This window comes from Pseudocitrobacter sp. RIT415, assembly GCF_003057695.2.
Lineage (GTDB): Bacteria > Pseudomonadota > Gammaproteobacteria > Enterobacterales > Enterobacteriaceae > Pseudocitrobacter > Pseudocitrobacter faecalis.
Map to the genome: position 1 here is coordinate 1 of NZ_QBJC02000031.1, position 17,173 is coordinate 17,173.

20 protein-coding genes are annotated in these 17,173 nt (G+C 53.7%); 10 read left to right on the top strand and 10 right to left on the bottom strand.

Annotated features, from left to right (window positions below; genetic code table 11):
• Positions 1–82 precede the first annotated feature (82 nt).
• From dauA to lolB, 4 genes are all read right to left on the bottom strand, one after another.
• On the bottom strand, positions 83–1,765 hold the full coding sequence (gene dauA / locus DBY68_RS21315; RefSeq protein WP_108477120.1) for a C4-dicarboxylic acid transporter DauA: 1,683 nt from the start codon (positions 1,763–1,765) through the stop codon (positions 83–85).
• A gap of 124 nt (positions 1,766–1,889) precedes the next feature.
• Complete coding sequence (gene prs / locus DBY68_RS21320; RefSeq protein ID WP_003856663.1) at positions 1,890–2,837, bottom strand: ribose-phosphate diphosphokinase; 948 nt, start codon at positions 2,835–2,837, stop codon at positions 1,890–1,892.
• 149 nt (positions 2,838–2,986) lie between these two features.
• Entirely contained in the window at positions 2,987–3,838 is an 852-nt protein-coding gene (gene ispE, locus DBY68_RS21330; RefSeq protein ID WP_108477119.1) for a 4-(cytidine 5'-diphospho)-2-C-methyl-D-erythritol kinase, read from the bottom strand.
• Complete coding sequence (gene lolB / locus DBY68_RS21335) at positions 3,835–4,455, bottom strand: lipoprotein insertase outer membrane protein LolB (RefSeq protein WP_108477118.1); 621 nt, start codon at positions 4,453–4,455, stop codon at positions 3,835–3,837. Before lolB ends, ispE begins: the two co-directional genes overlap by 4 nt.
• Positions 4,456–4,688: 233 nt before the next feature.
• Here lolB and hemA point away from each other — a divergent pair, with 233 nt between their 5' ends.
• The 6 genes from hemA to kdsA all read left to right on the top strand — a co-directional run bounded on the left by hemA (position 4,689) and on the right by kdsA (position 10,073).
• Entirely contained in the window at positions 4,689–5,945 is a 1,257-nt protein-coding gene (gene hemA, locus DBY68_RS21340; protein ID WP_108477117.1) for a glutamyl-tRNA reductase, read from the top strand.
• A 35-nt stretch (positions 5,946–5,980) separates the two neighbouring features.
• Positions 5,981–7,063, top strand: a complete 1,083-nt coding sequence (gene prfA / locus DBY68_RS21345) for a peptide chain release factor 1 (protein WP_108477116.1) — start codon at positions 5,981–5,983, stop codon at positions 7,061–7,063.
• Complete coding sequence (gene prmC / locus DBY68_RS21350; protein WP_108477115.1) at positions 7,063–7,905, top strand: peptide chain release factor N(5)-glutamine methyltransferase; 843 nt, start codon at positions 7,063–7,065, stop codon at positions 7,903–7,905. The genes prfA and prmC overlap by 1 nt, the downstream gene beginning before the upstream one ends.
• Positions 7,902–8,294, top strand: a complete 393-nt coding sequence (locus DBY68_RS21355) for a SirB2 family protein (protein WP_108477114.1) — start codon at positions 7,902–7,904, stop codon at positions 8,292–8,294. The genes prmC and DBY68_RS21355 overlap by 4 nt, the downstream gene beginning before the upstream one ends.
• Before the next feature lie 3 nt (positions 8,295–8,297).
• The gene (sirB1, locus tag DBY68_RS21360) at positions 8,298–9,107 is read left to right on the top strand and encodes an invasion regulator SirB1 (protein ID WP_015964130.1); all 810 of its coding nucleotides are present in this window, start codon (positions 8,298–8,300) and stop codon (positions 9,105–9,107) included.
• Positions 9,108–9,218: 111 nt separating this feature from the next.
• Positions 9,219–10,073 (top strand): 3-deoxy-8-phosphooctulonate synthase, encoded by an 855-nt coding sequence (kdsA, locus tag DBY68_RS21365; RefSeq protein WP_108477113.1) that lies wholly within the window; start codon positions 9,219–9,221, stop codon positions 10,071–10,073.
• A gap of 150 nt (positions 10,074–10,223) precedes the next feature.
• On the opposite strand, the gene DBY68_RS21370 is transcribed toward kdsA, so the two are convergent.
• Positions 10,224–10,331 carry a type I toxin-antitoxin system toxin Ldr family protein gene (locus DBY68_RS21370; protein WP_108477112.1) on the bottom strand — a complete coding sequence of 36 codons (108 nt, stop codon included), beginning with the start codon at positions 10,329–10,331 and terminating at the stop codon, positions 10,224–10,226.
• Positions 10,332–10,775: 444 nt separating this feature from the next.
• Positions 10,776–10,883, bottom strand: coding sequence for a type I toxin-antitoxin system toxin Ldr family protein (locus DBY68_RS21375; RefSeq protein ID WP_108477123.1), 108 nt, complete (start codon positions 10,881–10,883; stop codon positions 10,776–10,778).
• 439 nt (positions 10,884–11,322) lie between these two features.
• Here DBY68_RS21375 and DBY68_RS21380 point away from each other — a divergent pair, with 439 nt between their 5' ends.
• A complete protein-coding gene (locus DBY68_RS21380) occupies positions 11,323–11,802 on the top strand; it encodes an Imm57 family immunity protein (RefSeq protein WP_233503918.1) in 480 nt (159 codons plus the stop codon).
• 218 nt (positions 11,803–12,020) lie between these two features.
• Here the strand turns inward: DBY68_RS21380 and DBY68_RS21385 are convergent, their stop codons facing one another.
• Together DBY68_RS21385 and chaA are read right to left on the bottom strand one after the other, a co-directional pair.
• Complete coding sequence (locus tag DBY68_RS21385; protein ID WP_108477121.1) at positions 12,021–12,128, bottom strand: type I toxin-antitoxin system toxin Ldr family protein; 108 nt, start codon at positions 12,126–12,128, stop codon at positions 12,021–12,023.
• Between the two features lie 329 nt (positions 12,129–12,457).
• The gene (gene chaA, locus DBY68_RS21390; RefSeq protein ID WP_108477111.1) at positions 12,458–13,558 is read right to left on the bottom strand and encodes a sodium-potassium/proton antiporter ChaA; all 1,101 of its coding nucleotides are present in this window, start codon (positions 13,556–13,558) and stop codon (positions 12,458–12,460) included.
• 286 nt (positions 13,559–13,844) lie between these two features.
• Here chaA and chaB point away from each other — a divergent pair, with 286 nt between their 5' ends.
• Both chaB and DBY68_RS21400 read left to right on the top strand, forming a co-directional pair.
• On the top strand, positions 13,845–14,075 hold the full coding sequence (gene chaB / locus DBY68_RS21395; RefSeq protein ID WP_108477110.1) for a putative cation transport regulator ChaB: 231 nt from the start codon (positions 13,845–13,847) through the stop codon (positions 14,073–14,075).
• A gap of 214 nt (positions 14,076–14,289) precedes the next feature.
• On the top strand, positions 14,290–14,970 hold the full coding sequence (locus DBY68_RS21400) for a gamma-glutamylcyclotransferase (RefSeq protein ID WP_146745495.1): 681 nt from the start codon (positions 14,290–14,292) through the stop codon (positions 14,968–14,970).
• Positions 14,971–15,007: 37 nt separating this feature from the next.
• Here the strand turns inward: DBY68_RS21400 and DBY68_RS21405 are convergent, their stop codons facing one another.
• Complete coding sequence (locus DBY68_RS21405; protein WP_041686229.1) at positions 15,008–15,241, bottom strand: DUF1883 domain-containing protein; 234 nt, start codon at positions 15,239–15,241, stop codon at positions 15,008–15,010.
• A 263-nt stretch (positions 15,242–15,504) separates the two neighbouring features.
• The gene (locus DBY68_RS21410) at positions 15,505–15,858 is read right to left on the bottom strand and encodes a DsrE/DsrF/TusD sulfur relay family protein (RefSeq protein WP_108477108.1); all 354 of its coding nucleotides are present in this window, start codon (positions 15,856–15,858) and stop codon (positions 15,505–15,507) included.
• A 66-nt stretch (positions 15,859–15,924) separates the two neighbouring features.
• On the opposite strand from DBY68_RS21410, the gene nasR reads away from it, so the two are divergent.
• The gene (gene nasR / locus DBY68_RS21415) at positions 15,925–17,121 is read left to right on the top strand and encodes a nitrate regulatory protein NasR (RefSeq protein WP_108477107.1); all 1,197 of its coding nucleotides are present in this window, start codon (positions 15,925–15,927) and stop codon (positions 17,119–17,121) included.
• Positions 17,122–17,173 lie beyond the last annotated feature (52 nt).

Below are 17,173 nucleotides of genomic sequence, written 5' to 3' on the forward strand. Positions count from 1 at the left end.
GCATTTCCGGATTCTTACACAACCACTGGATCGTTCAACCGATCCTTAACTGATCGGCATTACTCCCGAAGGAGCCATTTTGCTATTTGATATCGGCCAGCGCTGCTTCTTTGTTCGGGAAGAAGGTCAGGCGACCAGGAATCGGTTTGATTCCGGCGCGCGCCATCGTGCGCAGCGGCTGGAATTCCATATTCGACACCCGCAGTTCACATCCTTCAGGTAATTTCCCAACAAATCGCTGAAACGCATCCAGGCCACCTGCATCCAGTACCGGCACGGCGTCCCACTTCAGCACTACAATGCGTTTACCTGCAATACGTGATTCCAGATCGGTAAACAAATTTTCGGCAGCGGCGAAGAACAGAGGGCCGATCACGCGAAGTACCAGGACATCATCGGGTACGTCTACATTTACCGGCGACAGGCGGGTCATCTGCGCGATTCGGCGCATAAACAGCAGTGATGCCAGCACAATCCCGACGCTAATGGCGATAACCATGTCGAACAGCACCGTCAGCGACATACAGATAAGCATCACGATGATGTCATCTTTCGGCGCGCGGCGAAGCAGGTTAACCACTTTATGCGCTTCACTCATGTTCCATGCCACCATCAGCAGCAGGGCGGCCATCGCTGAAAGCGGCAGCCAGGAGAGCAGCGGTGCGAGGATCAGCAGCGCCAGAATAACCAGAATCGCGTGGATCACCGCAGAAACGGGTGAAGTTGCCCCGGCACGCACGTTGGCGGCAGAGCGGGCGATGGCGGCGGTGGCGGTGATGCCACCAAAGAACGGCGCGGCAATATTTCCCAGCCCCTGACCAATCAGTTCGCTGTTGGCTTTGTGTTTGGTGCCGGTCATACCGTCGAGCACCACGGCGCAGAGCAGAGACTCTATCGCCCCCAGCATCGCCATTGAGAAGGCGGCAGGCAGCAGGGCGCGTAGCGATGCCCAGCTTAGCGTGAAGTCTGAACCCGGCATATCCCATGGCAGCACCAGTTGCGGCAGCAGTTGCGGGATGCCATTACCCTGCGAACCATCCGCCAGTACGTAGTGGAACTGAGAGCCGATAGTCGCGACGTGACCGCCCAACATGTTGACGATAAACATGACCAGGCAGCCGGCAATCAGCGCGGGCAGGTGGCCTGGCAGGCGAATGCCAAGGCGTGGCCAGAAAATAAGCGTGCCGAGCGTGACGATACCAATCGCCGCATCGCCAAAATTGGTGGTAGGCAGCGCCATGACCAGCGCGCCGACCTTTTGCAGATAGTGTTCCGGCACGTGCGTCAGTTGCAGACCCAGGAAGTCTTTTATCTGCATTGTCCCGATGGTGATACCAATACCGGAGGTAAAGCCCAGCGTGACAGAAAGAGGAATGTATTCGATTAAGCGGCCAAAACGCGCAAGGCCAAAAAGAATCAAAAATACCCCGGACATCAGCGTGGCGACCAGCAGCCCGGCGAGGCCAAACTGTTGTGATACGGGATAAAGGATAACGACAAAGGCGGCTGTTGGCCCGGATACGCTAAAGCGGGAGCCCCCGGTTAGGGCAATAACAATCCCTGCAACGGCAGAGGTATACAGGCCGTACTGTGGCGCCACGCCGCTACCGATTGCCAGCGCCATCGCCAGTGGGATAGCAATAATACCGACAGTGATCCCGGCGATAACATCGCGTGTAAAGCGGGATACGGTGTACTTCTCTTTCCAGCACGCATCGATGAGAGCGCGGAAAGGCATCACCTGTGAGGAGAAGATTTTATTCACAATAATGTTTCATCCGTGAGCGCATCATCTGTCATGTGAATGGCAGGTGAAGGAGGCATAGGTCATACAAATAGTTACTATAGACAAAAAAACCCGCCGCAGCGGGTTTTTTAACCAGGTTCGATTAGTGTTCGAACATGGCAGAAATGGATTCTTCGTTGCTGATACGACGAATCGCTTCGGCCAACATCCCGGACAGGGTCAGTGTACGAACGTTAGGCAGCGCTTTGATTTCATCCGACAGCGGGATGGTATCGCAGACGACCACTTCGTCGATAACCGAATTGCGCAGGTTGTTTACCGCATTGCCAGAGAAGATCGGGTGGGTTGCGTAAGCAAATACGCGTTTTGCACCACGTTCTTTCAGGGCTTCAGCTGCTTTGCACAGTGTGCCGCCGGTGTCGATCATGTCGTCTACCAGAACGCAGTCACGGCCAGCAACGTCACCGATGATATGCATCACCTGAGAAACGTTCGCACGCGGGCGACGTTTGTCGATGATAGCCATGTCGGTATCATTGAGCAGTTTTGCGATGGCGCGAGCACGAACAACGCCGCCGATATCCGGGGAAACCACAATCGGGTTGTCCAGATTCAGTTGCAGCATATCTTCGAGCAGGATTGGGCTACCGAATACGTTATCTACCGGTACATCGAAGAAGCCCTGAATCTGTTCAGCATGCAGGTCAACGGTCAGTACGCGGTCAACGCCGACGCTGGACAGGAAGTCAGCGACAACTTTTGCCGTAATGGGTACACGCGCGGAACGCACGCGGCGGTCCTGACGGGCATAGCCAAAGTAAGGGATAACGGCTGTGATACGGCCTGCGGAAGCACGACGCAGAGCATCAACCATAACAACCAATTCCATCAGGTTGTCGTTGGTGGGAGCACAAGTGGACTGGATGATGAAAATATCACCACCGCGTACATTTTCGTTAATTTGTACGCTGACTTCACCATCGCTAAAACGACCGACAGCGGCGTCGCCAAGAGAAGTGTACAGGCGGTTGGCAATACGTTGTGCTAGTTCCGGGGTGGCGTTACCAGCAAAAAGCTTCATATCAGGCACGAGAAGAACCTCAGGCATGCGTCCATTGGTGGAAAGAATCAGCCAAAAACTGTGCGGGCCAGGCTATATTCTTCCCAGGCGGTGTATTAAAGAGCGCGATGCAACGTCTGGAACAGGGTGACGTTGTCACCGAAACTCAGCTTGCCCGGCTAAAGCATGGATTGATGGAGTGGAGAAAGGTTGACACCCTTAGCCACAAAGCCATTAAACCATTCCGGGGCTTGCTCCAGCACCTGACGAGCAGCGAGTTCTGTGTCGAATTCAGCAAAAACACAGGCCCCTGTGCCAGTCAGGCGCGACGGCGCGTATTCTAACAGCCAGGAAAGCACCTCATCAACCTCGCGAAAACGTTTTCTTGCGATAACCTCGCAATCATTGCGAAATTCACATTTTAATAACGTGTCTATTGACCTTTTGGGCGTATTCCGGGGCAAATCTGGATCCTTAAAAATCACCGGCGTGGGAATGCTGACGCCAGGATGAACAACCAGATACCATTTTTCAGCTACATCGATGGGCGTGAGTTGCTCGCCAACGCCTTCAGCAAAGGCGGCGTGGCCACGAACAAATACGGGCACATCGGCGCCCAGCGTTAAGCCAATCGCGGCCAGCTCATCTTCTGAAAAACCACACTGCCAGAGATGATTCAGGGCGACCAGTACCGTGGCGGCATTAGACGAGCCGCCACCGAGACCGCCGCCCATTGGCAGCCGTTTTTCGATACTGATGTCGGCGCCGCTGCCTTCCGGCAAACGCTGCGTCTGCGCCGCCATTTTCATCAGCAGGCGCGCGGCGCGGATGATGAGATTATCCTCGTCCGGCACGTCCTTAAGCGGCGTTAGCAGGCGCAGTTGCCCGTCCTGACGCGGCTCGATGGTTAAGGTATCGCCGTAGTCGAGAAACTGAAACAGCGTCTGCAACTCGTGATAACCGTCGGCGCGTTGCCCGGTGATATATAAAAACAGGTTCAGCTTTGCGGGAGAGGGCCAACGGGTCATCATTTCACGATCCAGTTATCCATTTTCAGCTTGATGCGCTGGGAACCTTCAGTGAGTTCCATATTTGAAGGCAGCGCCGGTTTCTGGTCGTTGTAACCGCCGTACACCACTTTCCAGGTTTTGCCGTTTTGCGTGTAATTCACTTCGCGCAGGCGATACTGGTCGTCGAGTGTGTAATCGGTCGCGTCGCCTGGCAGGCCTAAAATCCACTGACGCAGGCTGTTGAGCGGAATCGGCATGCCGGTGAGCTTACCAATCATCTCTTCGCCATCCTCGGCGGTGTAGGTTTTGCCCTGATTATCGACCAACTGCGCTGAGCCAGGCTGCGCGGTAAGCGACAGCTCGGTGCTGCCCAGCGGGTTGGTTAGCAGCAGTCGGTAACGATCCTGACCGGTCTGCTGCCAGAAGAAGCGCGCATAAACTTTTTGTTCATCAGAGAGATACGCGAATGCACCGCGGGTTTGATACTGGTTCAGCTTGCGAATTTCCTGCTGATGTACACGCCACTGTGGCGAGTCCGGGCTTTTCCCCGGCCCTTGCGGTGGTGTGGTCACACAAGCGGTAAGAACGAGGCTTGCCAGCGGCAGCAGACGAATCAGGCGAAAGTCAGACAGGGTCATGATAATGACAATCCTTGCGATAGGTAGCAGTTATAACCCTTAATGCTAGCGTCGCGGCGGAGCAGCGTCTACGCTCAAGTTGTCTTAAATCATTAAATTCTCTTGGCTATCCGATTGAACAGAAGGTGAGCGATGACACTACTCCAAAAGGGGAGCGTCTCTTTTATTGATCTCGCGCATCCTGTATGATGCGCTCAGACTAACCTTATCAACGCTGGTACTACTCCCGCAACATGACCCTTTTAGCGCTTGGCATCAACCACAAAACAGCACCGGTAGCGCTGCGAGAACGTGTTTCGTTTTCGCCGGATACGCTTGACCAGGCGCTGCAGAGCCTGCTGGCTCAGCCAATGGTGCAGGGGGGCGTGGTGTTGTCGACCTGTAATCGCACCGAGCTATACCTGAGTGTGGAAGAGCAGGACAACCTTCACGACGCCATCGTGCGCTGGTTATGCGACTACCATCAGTTGAACGAAACCGAGCTGCGTGAAAGCCTGTACTGGCATCAGGATAACGATGCCGTCAGCCACCTGATGCGCGTGGCGAGCGGCCTCGATTCGCTGGTGCTGGGCGAGCCGCAAATTCTCGGACAGGTTAAGAAAGCCTTCGCGGATTCCGCGCAGGGGCATTTGCATGCCAGCGAACTTGAGCGCATGTTCCAGAAATCGTTCTCGGTCGCCAAACGCGTGCGCACCGAAACCGATATCGGTGCAAGTGCAGTGTCTGTAGCGTTTGCGGCCTGTACGCTGGCGCGACAAATTTTTGAATCACTCTCTACCGTCACCGTGCTGCTGGTCGGCGCAGGCGAAACCATTGAACTGGTGGCGCGTCATTTGCGTGAACATCACGTCAAGAAGATGCTGATTGCCAACCGTACCCGCGAACGCGCGCAGGTGCTGGCGCAGGAAGTGGGCGCGGAAGTGATTGCGTTAAGCGATGTCGACGAGCGCTTAAAAGACGCGGATATCATCATCAGTTCTACCGCCAGCCCGCTGCCGATTATCGGAAAAGGGATGGTCGAACGTGCGTTAAAAGCCCGCCGAAACCAGCCGATGCTTTTGGTGGATATCGCCGTACCGCGTGACGTCGAGCCCGAAGTGGGCAAACTGGCTAACGCCTATCTTTACAGCGTGGATGATTTGCAAAACATCATTCAGCACAACCTTGCCCAGCGCAAAGCCGCTGCGGTGCAGGCTGAAACCATTGTCGAGCAGGAAACCAGCGAATTTATGGCCTGGCTGCGCGCGCAAAGCGCCAGCGATGTCATTCGCGAATACCGTTCACAGGCCGAAATGGCGCGTGAAGAGCTCACCGCGAAAGCGCTTGCGGCGCTGGAGCAGGGCGGCGACGCCCAGGCTATTTTGCAGGACCTGTCGCGTAAGCTGACCAACCGCCTGATCCACGCTCCAACCAAATCTCTTCAGCAGGCCGCCCGTGACGGGGATGACGAACGCCTGCATATTCTGCGCAACAGCCTCGGGCTGGAGTAGCACAACTCTTTCTATTACAAGGTGCATTTACGCCAATGAAGCCTTCTATTGTTGCCAAACTGGAAGCTCTGTACGAGCGCCATGAAGAAGTTCAGGCGCTGCTGGGTGATGCAGAGACCATCGCCGATCAGGAGCGTTTCCGGGCGCTGTCGCGCGAGTACGCGCAGCTGAGCGACGTTTCACGTTGTTACACTGACTGGCGTCAGGCTCAGGACGATATTGAAACCGCCCAGATGATGCTGGACGACCTGGAAATGCGCGAAATGGCGCAGGAAGAATTACAGGACGCCAAAGCGCGGGAAGAAGAGCTGGAACAACAACTTCAGGTTCTGCTGTTGCCGCGCGACCCGGATGACGAACGCAACGCCTACGTTGAAGTGCGCGCTGGCACCGGCGGTGACGAAGCCGCGCTGTTTGCGGGTGACCTCTTCCGGATGTACAGCCGCTATGCAGAAGCGCGCCGCTGGCGTGTGGAAATCATGAGCGCCAACGAAGGTGAGCATGGCGGGTTCAAAGAGGTGATCGCCAAAATCAGCGGCGAAGGCGTGTATGGCCGTCTGAAATTTGAATCCGGCGGACACCGCGTGCAGCGCGTTCCGGCAACGGAATCGCAGGGGCGTATCCATACTTCGGCGTGTACCGTTGCGGTGATGCCGGAGCTGCCGGAAGCCGAGCTGCCCGATATCAACCCGTCAGAGCTGCGTATCGATACTTTCCGCTCCTCGGGCGCGGGCGGTCAGCACGTTAACACCACCGACTCGGCAATCCGTATTACCCACTTGCCAACCGGTATTGTGGTGGAGTGTCAGGACGAACGTTCGCAGCACAAAAACAAAGCGAAGGCGCTCTCCGTGCTGGGTTCTCGTATTCGTGCCGCTGAAATAGCTAAACGTCAGCAGGCGGAAGCGTCCACGCGCCGTAACCTGCTGGGCACGGGCGATCGTAGCGACCGTAATCGTACCTATAACTTCCCGCAAGGGCGTGTGACCGATCACCGCATTAACCTGACGCTCTACCGTCTGGATGAAGTCATGGAAGGCAAATTGGATATGCTGATCGAGCCTATTGTTCAGGAATATCAGGCCGACCAGCTTGCGGCGCTATCTGAACAGGAATGATGACTTACCAACAGTGGCTGAAACAGGCAATTGAACGGCTGCGGGAGAGTGAAAGCCCGCGCCGGGATGCTGAGATCTTACTTGGACACATCACCGGTAAGACGCGAACGTTTATCATGGCATTTGACGAAACGGTATTGACGTCCGCTGAACGGGCGCCGCTCGATACGCTGCTGGCACGCCGCGAACGCGGTGAGCCGATTGCGCATTTAGTGGGCATGCGCGAATTCTGGTCACTGCCGCTGGCGGTGTCTCCCGTCACCCTGATTCCTCGCCCGGACACCGAATGTCTGGTGGAGCAGGCGTTAGCTCGCTTGCCTGAAGAGCCCTGTGAGATCCTCGATTTAGGTACCGGCACCGGCGCGATAGCTTTGGCGATTGCCAGCGAAAGACCAGATTGCCGCGTGACGGCTGTTGATTTTATCGCCGATGCCGTCGCGCTGGCGCAGCAGAACGCGCAAACGCTGGGCATAGACAACGTGACTATTCTGCAAAGTGACTGGTTCAGTGCGCTCGCCGGGCGGCAGTTCGCCATGATCGTCAGTAATCCTCCCTATATTGATGAACAGGATCCGCATCTCTCTCAGGGTGACGTTCGCTTCGAACCTAAAACAGCGCTGGTTGCCGCCGATGAAGGGCTTGCCGATCTCGCGCAGATTATCCATGACGGCCGTCTGGCGCTGTTGTCTGGTGGCGTCATGCTGTTGGAACATGGCTGGACGCAGGGTGACGCGGTACGCCAACTGTTCACCGACGCGGGCTATCTGCAGGCGCAAACCTGTAAAGATTACGGGAATAACGATCGCCTGACGCTTGCCATCTGGCCTGGAGCCGCGCAATGAGCCTGTTTAGCGTCATTTTGCCTATCCATGTTGTCAGCGCGATTTTTTCGGTCTCGCTTTTTGCACTCCGCTACTGGTGGACGTGGAGTAATGATTCACGTCTGAAATTGCGTTGGGTACGTGTATTACCGCACACTATAGATAGCGTGCTGCTGCTTAGCGGTATCGCGCTGATGGTAATAGCCCATGTTTATCCCTTCACCCCACAAGGTACGTGGCTGACGGAGAAACTGTTTGGCGTTATCATCTACATCGTTTTGGGTTTTGTTGCGCTCGGACGTCGCTGTCCGCGCAGTCAGCAGCGAGGCTTTATTGCCTTTCTACTGGGGCTGGTGGTGTTGTGCATCATCGTTAAACTCGCCATCACTAAAGTTCCGTTGTTGGGGTAAGGTATGAAGTCATTGGCTGATTTTGAATTTAATAAAGCGCCGCTATGCGAAGGCATGGTTCTGGTGTCAGAGTTAATCCGTGATGATTTCCCGACACAGCGCGTAAATGAACAACTGGAGTGCCTGCTGGCGCTGGCGCAGGAGGAGATCAGCCCCTCCTGGACGCTGACCCGGCAGATGGAACGCCTGATTGAACTCTTCTATCATGAATGGCATTTCAGCGATTCAAAAGGCGTTTATCGTCTTTCGGACGCGTTATGGCTGGATCAGGTACTGAAGAATCGCCAGGGGAGCGCCGTGTCGCTTGGTGCAATTATGCTCTGGCTCGCCGAGCGTCTTTCGATTCCTGTGGTGCCGGTGATTTTCCCAACCCAGTTGCTGTTGCGCGCGGATGTTGACAACGAAGAGTTGTGGCTTATCAACCCGTTTAACGGCGATACGCTGGATGAACACACGCTGGAAGTGTGGCTGAAAGGCAATATCAGCCCAATGGCGGAGCTGTTTAATGAAGATCTGGACGAAGCCGATAATGCGGAAGTGATCCGTAAACTGCTCGATACCCTGAAATCGGCATTAATGGAAGAACAGCAGATGGAACTGGCGCTGCGCACCAGTGAAGCACTGTTGCAGTTTAACCCGGAAGATCCGTATGAAATTCGCGATCGCGGGCTTATCTATGCGCAACTGGAATGTGAGCATATTGCATTGAATGACCTGAGTTATTTTGTCGAACAGTGCCCGGAAGATCCGATTAGCGAGATGATTCGCGCGCAGATAAACACTATCGCGCAGAAACAAATTACCCTTCACTAAAATCCTGGGATTCCGGTTATACTCGCGGGCAATTATGTGACGTCATTATTGGCAGGAATGCCTGGACGCATCCCGAGATGACTGGAGTATTTACCCTAATAAGGCGATCTTATGAAACAGAAAGTGGTCAGTATTGGTGATATCAACGTAGCAAACGACCTGCCGTTCGTGCTGTTTGGCGGCATGAACGTGCTGGAATCGCGCGACCTGGCGATGCGTATCTGTGAGCACTACGTTACCGTTACCCAGAAACTGGGTATCCCTTACGTTTTCAAAGCGTCGTTTGATAAAGCTAACCGTTCCTCCATTCACTCTTACCGTGGCCCGGGCCTGGAAGAGGGGATGAAAATCTTCCAGGAACTGAAACAGACTTTTGGCGTAAAAATCATTACCGACGTTCACGAAGCCAGCCAGGCGCAGCCGGTTGCCGACGTGGTGGATGTGATTCAGCTGCCCGCGTTTCTTGCTCGTCAGACCGACCTGGTGGAAGCGATGGCGAAAACCGGCGCGGTCATCAACGTCAAAAAACCGCAGTTCGTAAGCCCAGGCCAGATGGGGAACATCGTCGATAAATTCATCGAAGGCGGTAATGACAAAGTGATCCTGTGTGACCGTGGCGCAAACTTCGGTTACGACAATCTGGTTGTCGATATGCTGGGCTTTGGCGTAATGAAAAAAGCGTCCAACAACTCACCGGTTATCTTCGACGTTACCCATGCGTTGCAGTGCCGCGACCCGTTTGGTGCAGCATCTGGTGGTCGTCGTGCGCAGGTGACCGAACTGGCTCGCGCCGGTATGGCGGTCGGTATTGCGGGCCTGTTCATTGAAGCACATCCAGACCCAGACCACGCGCGTTGCGACGGCCCGTCCGCGCTGCCATTGGATAAACTGGAACCCTTCCTGAAGCAGATGAAAGCGATCGACGACCTGGTGAAAAGCTTCGACGAGCTCGATACCAGCAAGTAATCACGCGTTACTGCATTTCTATCAAAGCCTTACTGTTAACAGTAAGGCTTTTTAATTTGTGCCAGCGACAAAAAAGGCCGCAGGTTGTTACCCCTGCGGCCCGTTTCGGGCGCATGTTGTCATCACGACAGCCAGACACCCGCCTTCACATTACTTCCTGTTACGCCACCAGCCAATAATCGCTGCGGTGATAATACCCGCGAGGATTGGGGCCGCCAGGTCGTGCCAGAACATCACGCTAAACTGCACGAGCGTCATATAGCCGCCTATTGTCATGACAACGATTCGCGGCTATTCTTGAACTGTTGAGGATCAAGATTAGCCCCCGTTATGTTGTCAGGTTTACGCCTTACAACGTGCGGGGGGTTTCTCTTTCCAGCAACCAACGCCGCCGGGGATCAAGCCCCCGCAACATTGCGCCTCACCGGAAGAGTCCGGCTTGGTGCGGATTCTACGTCTTAGGCATTACTCATTTCATTCATAGAGTGCGTGTAATGCGGGATGCTTTCCCGTCTTTTATCACTTATTGCATTCGCTTCACCCTTTTTTCATACGTGCTCGCAATTTTCAATGTACTCAGACGGTTATACCCATGCTTACCGGGTGTCGAATTTCAGGCACAAAAAAGGCCGCAGGCTATTACCCCTGCGGCCCGTTTCGGGCGCATGTTGTCATCACGACAGCCTGACACCCGCCTTCACGTTACTTCCTGTTACGCCACCAGCCGACAATCGCTGCGGAGATAATACCCGCAAGGATTGGGGCTGCCAGGTCGTGCCAGAACATCACGCTAAACTGCACGAGCGTCATATAGCCGCCTATTGTCATGACAGCGATTCGCGGCTATCCTTGAATTGTTGTGGTTCAAGAATGGCCCCCGTTATGTTGTCAGGTTTACGCCTTACAACGTGCGGGGGTTTTCTCTTTCCAGCAACCAACGCCGCCGGGGATCAAGCCCCCGCAACATTGCGCCTCACCGGAAGATTCCGGCTTGGTGTGGATTCTACGTCTTCGCCATTCCTTACTTCATTCTCAGAATGCGCGCGATGCGAGATGTTTTCTGATGTTTCATTCTCTTTTGCATTCCTTTCTCTAAATCTCCCATACCTGCTCGCAATTCTGACGGGTATTCTCCGAATGCCAGTCAGTCATTACTTTTTTCTCACGCCATACCGTCCTGGGCTAAGGCTTTTTTTGTGTATGAAGGTTTTGCGGACGGCGATACACTTTGCGCTTTCAGGGAGGGAAAATGATGAACAGGAGAGGATTTCTGGCGGTCGGTATTTTGCTAATTCCTCTGTTTGCAAAGGCTGAAATACCAGGGCATCAACAGCGAATGCTGGAATTTGCTGAACATGCGATTGTGCAGGGAAAAGGCGCGGAGCCGGAATTAGGGCTGGATGTGATTGGTGAGAGTAATAGTCCTCAATCATTACAATTCCTGACTGAGCTTGTTCGCTGGCAGCGAGGAATGGATGCCGGGCAGGGGGAATCGTATACCTGTTACCTGTTGAGTAAAGGAAACGCGATTCTGCCCTATCTTGAGCAGATGGACCCGGCAGCGTTACGGCAGAAATGTGTAGCTGAGTTCAATGGCAGAAAGTATGGTTTAAAATCCAGTGATAACGTGGATTATATCTGCCGAAGTGAAAAAAATATCCGTTTAAAAAAAGCAGACATTACCGCGGGTCTACGTGATGGCATAGTTTGTAATGATGAAGACTGGTGAGGTGGCGTCCCTGGGCGAATTTCATTGCAGGGTTACAGAAGATGATGATCTTCTCGGCATTTTTGATAACGGTTATTCGGTAAAGCTGCCGCGAAAAGCGAGCTTTTAGCAATGATGAAACGCTTAAGTAAGTACACAAAAAAGGCCGCAGGCTATTACCCCTGCGGCCCGTTTCGGGCGCATGTTGTCATCACGACAGCCAGACACCCGCCTTCACGTTACTTCCTGTTACGCCACCAGCCGACAATCGCTGCGGAGATAATACCCGCAAGGATTGGGGCCGCCAGGTCGTGCCAGAAAATCACGCTAAACTGCACGAGCGTCATATAGCCGCCTATTGTCATGACAACGATTCGCGGCTATCCTTGAATTGTTCTGGTTCAAGAATGGCCCCCGTAATGTTGTCAGGTTTACGCCTTACAACGTGCGGGGGTTTTCTCTTTCCAGCAACCAACGCCGCCGGGGATCAAGCCCCCGCAACATTGCGCCTCACCGGATGATTCCGGCTTGGTGCGGATTCTACGTTGTCTGCATTGCGCACTTCACTCTCAAAAGACGCGCGATGCGAAAAGCCTTCCGGTTTTTCATCATCGTTTGCAGCCGTTTCGGTCGCATTCTCGCGGACGCTCGCAATACCGGCTGTCGGGACACGTAATCAGGCAAAGATGGTCATCAGATAGGCGGCAAACAGCGCCAGATGCGCGGCTCCGTTTAGCACATTGGTACGCCCGGTGGAGAATGAGATCTGGCACAGCACTAATGATGCAACCATGACGACCATTTCCGGTGCGCCGAGCCCAAACACCAGATCATTACCGGTCATGAAGGCGATCAGCGTGACAACCGGAACGGTAAGGGAAATCGTCGCCAGGACGGAACCAAAGAACAGGTTCATCGCACGCTGTACCTGATTATTCAGGACCGCTTTCAGTGCGCCCAGGCCTTCAGGCGACAGTATTAACAGCGCCACCAGGAAACCGGTAAATGCGACAGGTGCGTTCAGAGTCGTGAGAAGCGTTTCCAGTGGATTAGCATTCATTTTGGTAACGGCAATGACAGCAATCAGGTGCACAATCAGCCACGCGGCGTGCCAGACGTTGCTGTGGGCGGACGGTTTACCATGATGGGGGTCATCGTCGTCGCCATCGTCTTCATGTTCGTAGACAAACAGGCTCTGGTGCGTCTTCGTCTGAATCAGCAAGAATACGCCATACATCGCGGCAGAAATCAGTGCCACCAGCAAAGATTGGCCGATCGTGAAGTTCGCTCCTGGCAGCGCCATTGGGAACACCAGTACGATAATCGCCAGCGGGAAGAGGGCAATCAGATACTGTTTGATACCGAACAGATTGACGTACTGCGTCGCAAATTTACGCCCGCCCAGCAATAGTGAGAAGCCCACCAGGCCGCCGGTAACAATCATAATGATGGAATAGAGCGTATCGCGCATCAGCGTAGGGGCGGCATCACCCGTCGCCATGAGCGCGGAAATCAGGCTCACTTCCAGAATAACGACAGAAAGACTTAAAATAAGAGAACCGTACGGTTCCCCAAGGCGGTGCGCCAGCACGTCGGCGTGGCGAACAACGCTGAATGCGCTGCTAAGAATACCGATAAGCGCCAGGATATTAATCCCGACGACGACTGGCAATGATTGACTGCTTCCCCAGAAGAACAATATTGCCAGCGCAATAACCGGAAAAATGAGAGAAGTCTCCTTATGGCGGGTTTTTACCGCCTCTTGTACATGCGTCATGTCCATCTCCGTTAGTGCAGGTGTTTATAATTATATACTTAGAATATTTCTAATCGTCACAGCATAAGTTTATAAATTAACAGACAACGTCTTATATATAACTATTTTTTACTAAAATTTACCCTGATTGATAACTTTTAATTTGAGTTGTCAAAAAGGTTTGTTATCTATAATTAATGCTTAAAAAGCAGATGGTTATGTGTGAATGATGAGTAATATTCTGAATTAATGCACCATCGCAGTGCATTGAGCCATACTTATCCTGAAGTCACTAACAGGAGGCCCTATGCCCTATAAAAGCAAATCTGATTTACCGGATAGCGTACAACACGTTTTGCCCGCTCATGCCCAGGAGATCTACAAAGAAGCGTTTAACAGCGCCTGGCAACAATACAAGGATAAATCCGACCGCCGGGATGACGCTACCCGCGAGGAGACCGCCCACCGCGTGGCCTGGGCTGCAGTGAAGCATGACTATGAAAAAGGAGAAGATGAAAAATGGCACAAAAAGAAATAGGCCAATAGCACGTTTATCCTATAGCCCTTGCCAACAGTTCAATACCCTTGCCGCTGGATGCACAATTGCATATTGTTTAATAAAGCTGGATAATATTTAAGCAATAAAACTCAGGGAAAGGCAAATGCAGATGAGAATTTGCCTGGTTCGCTATTTGCTAAAACCAGAGGTCTGAATAATACGCACGGACGTGATGCAGTGGCGGAGGTTGAGAGTGATTACACGTGATTTCTTAATGAAGGCGGATTGTACAACAGCGTTTGGCGCTATTGAGGAATCGCTGCTCTGGTCTCCAGAGCAACGCGCGGCATCCCTGGCCGCTACGCTGGCGTGTCGGCCAGATGACGGGCCGGTGTGGATTTTCGGCTACGGTTCCCTGATGTGGAATCCGGCGCTGGAATTTACCGACTCCTGCACCGGTACGCTTGTCGGCTGGCACCGGGCATTTTGTTTGCGCCTGACTGCCGGGCGTGGGACGGCCTGCCAGCCAGGCCGTATGCTGGCGCTGAAAGAGGGCGGGCGCACCACCGGCATCGCCTATCAGTTGCCAGAGGCGACGGTTGAAGATGAGCTTTCGCTGCTGTGGAAACGCGAGATGATCACCGGTTGTTATTTGCCTACCTGGTGCAAGCTTGAACTGGATGACGGGCGTATGGTTAACGCGCTGGTGTTTATTATGGATCCACGCCATCCACAGTACGAAGCGGATACCAGCGTACAGGTGATCGCGCCATTGATTGCGGCGGCGAGTGGCCCGCTGGGTACCAATGCGCAGTATCTTTTCTCACTGGATGAAGAGCTACAAAAACTTGGCATGCCCGACGAGGGGCTCAATGAATTGATTAAATACGTTCGGGGTTTGCTGGGGATCCACCCACAACCGGGGCTGGCATAAAAAACGCCCGGAAGTTTTCCAGCTTCCGGGCGTTTTATCAGGCTGCAACATAGCTGATTGAATGTTCCAGCGACTGGCTGTGGCTGTCAATCAACACATTCCAGGTACCGCTGTAAGGCACCGTAAGATAGGCGCTCTCTCTGTTTTGTACGCTCAGAATATCGCTGTTGCTGCTCTTAGCGCTCATCAAATGAATATGGCAGCGCTCTGAGCAACGAACCACGACCGTATCCCCACCAAATAACGTCAAACTCGCCTTAACCATCGCCATCTCAACCCCGAATCTTTCTGTGAATGCACTCCCTGCGACGGATATCCTGCATGTGATGTTGTTCACAAATCACGCATTGATAACACCAAATAGGGAGGGGGAGGAGGATGATTTCGATCAACAAATTTGAGAATGATTCAACAAAAGTGAGGATATACCTGAAACCATTCAGCGTGGCGCGTGATTGACCAGATAACGCGCGCCAGCCGGGAATAATCTTCGGCAATGGCCCCTGAATTCAGTAAAGTCGACTAAACACAAAATTAAAACGTTAGCACCTTATCAGCGGCCAGCGTCCATTGGGCCAGTTCGACCAGCGTACCGATTTCCACCCCATCAATCAGCGGCAGCGCGGTAATGCCCCGGCCATCGGTGCAGGTTTTGCACAGTTTAATGGGAACATTTTGCGCGGTGAGGATCTCCAGCATCTGCTGAATATTGTAGCCTTCTGCCGGTTTTTGCCCGCGGAGTCCAGCTGTGACCGCATCCGACATTAAAAAAAGTTTCAGATCGAGGTCTCCCTGTTGCTCGCGCAGGGCAATGGCCAGGCGCAGGCTGTTGAACAGGGATTCGCTACCATAGGCAGCACCGTTAGCGACGATCACAATATGTTGCATCTCTACTCCTTCAAAAAGGCACGTTTATTGCTTTGGTTAATCAAAGAGACGTTACCGGGAGGGAGCATGATCAATCGTGCTGACACGACACCCGGCGCAATCGAGTGGTTTCGTTATGCGCGCCAGGTTCAGAAAGGTAAGCTTCAACAGCTGGCGCAGCAGGGCCAACTGGTAAGCCAGTTGAGCCATCTGGTGCACATGTTACAGTGCGAACGCGGCGCATCCAACATCTGGTTATGTTCGGGTGGCCGTTTATATGAACCTGAACGTCGGGCCAGTTCGGCGCTGGTGGATGAGCGGGCGGGCGAATTCCTGCGGCTGCTTGACCCGCAGGCGTTATCTGCGGCATCCGGGCTGTGCCAGCGCATCGCCAGCGCCGTCTGGTCGCTGGAGCAGTTGCCCGATTTGCGCCATGCCATCACTACCCAAAGCGTAGATGCCGGCACCGCGACGGTTCGCTATAGTCGGGTGATACGCCATCTGCTCAGTATCATTCCCCAACTCAACGACACCATTGATGATCCCGCGTTGGTCGGGCGACTTGTCGCGCTTTATAGCTTTATGCAGGGGAAAGAGTTGGTAGGGCAGGAACGTGCGCTGGGGGCACAGGGCTTTACGCTGGGGCAGTTTAGCGACGATCTTCGCCAGCAGCTGGTTGACAGAATTGATGGTCAGCAACCCTGCTTTGACGGGTTTTTAAGTCTGGCAAACCAGACATTGAAAACGTTGTTCAATGAATACGGCCAGGCGGGCATTGCAATTGAACAGCTGCGTCGCATTGCCTGTACGCGTCAGCCAGCGCCCGACGGCGGCGAGGCGGCACTGCGCTGGTTTAGCCTACAAACACAGCGTCTGGAGCAACTTCGCAGCCTTGAGGAATCACTGATAAGCGATCTCATTGCGGAGGTTGTGATATTGCTGCGTGACGATGATACGCAGGCGCAACACGCGGTACCGCTCGATGATCCTGCCAGCGATAACCTGTTATTCACACTGGATCGGCAACTGATGCCGTTGGTGCGCCAACAGGCGCGAGAACTGGAAGTACTCACCGGGCAACTGGCGTCCCTAAAAGAGATGCTCGAAGAGCGCAAAGTCATCGATAAAGCCAAAAGTGTGTTGATGGCGCATCAGCAAATGAATGAAGAGCAGGCATGGCACTGTCTGCGCAAAATGGCGATGGATAAAAATCAGCGCATGGTGGACGTGGCGCGTGCCCTGTTAACGGTCAGTGCACTGTGGCAGCGCGATCTTTCTGCCTGATTGCACTCTTCCTGAGCAGAGTTGCCTGCTAAGAGTGCGTCGAAGGCGGTTG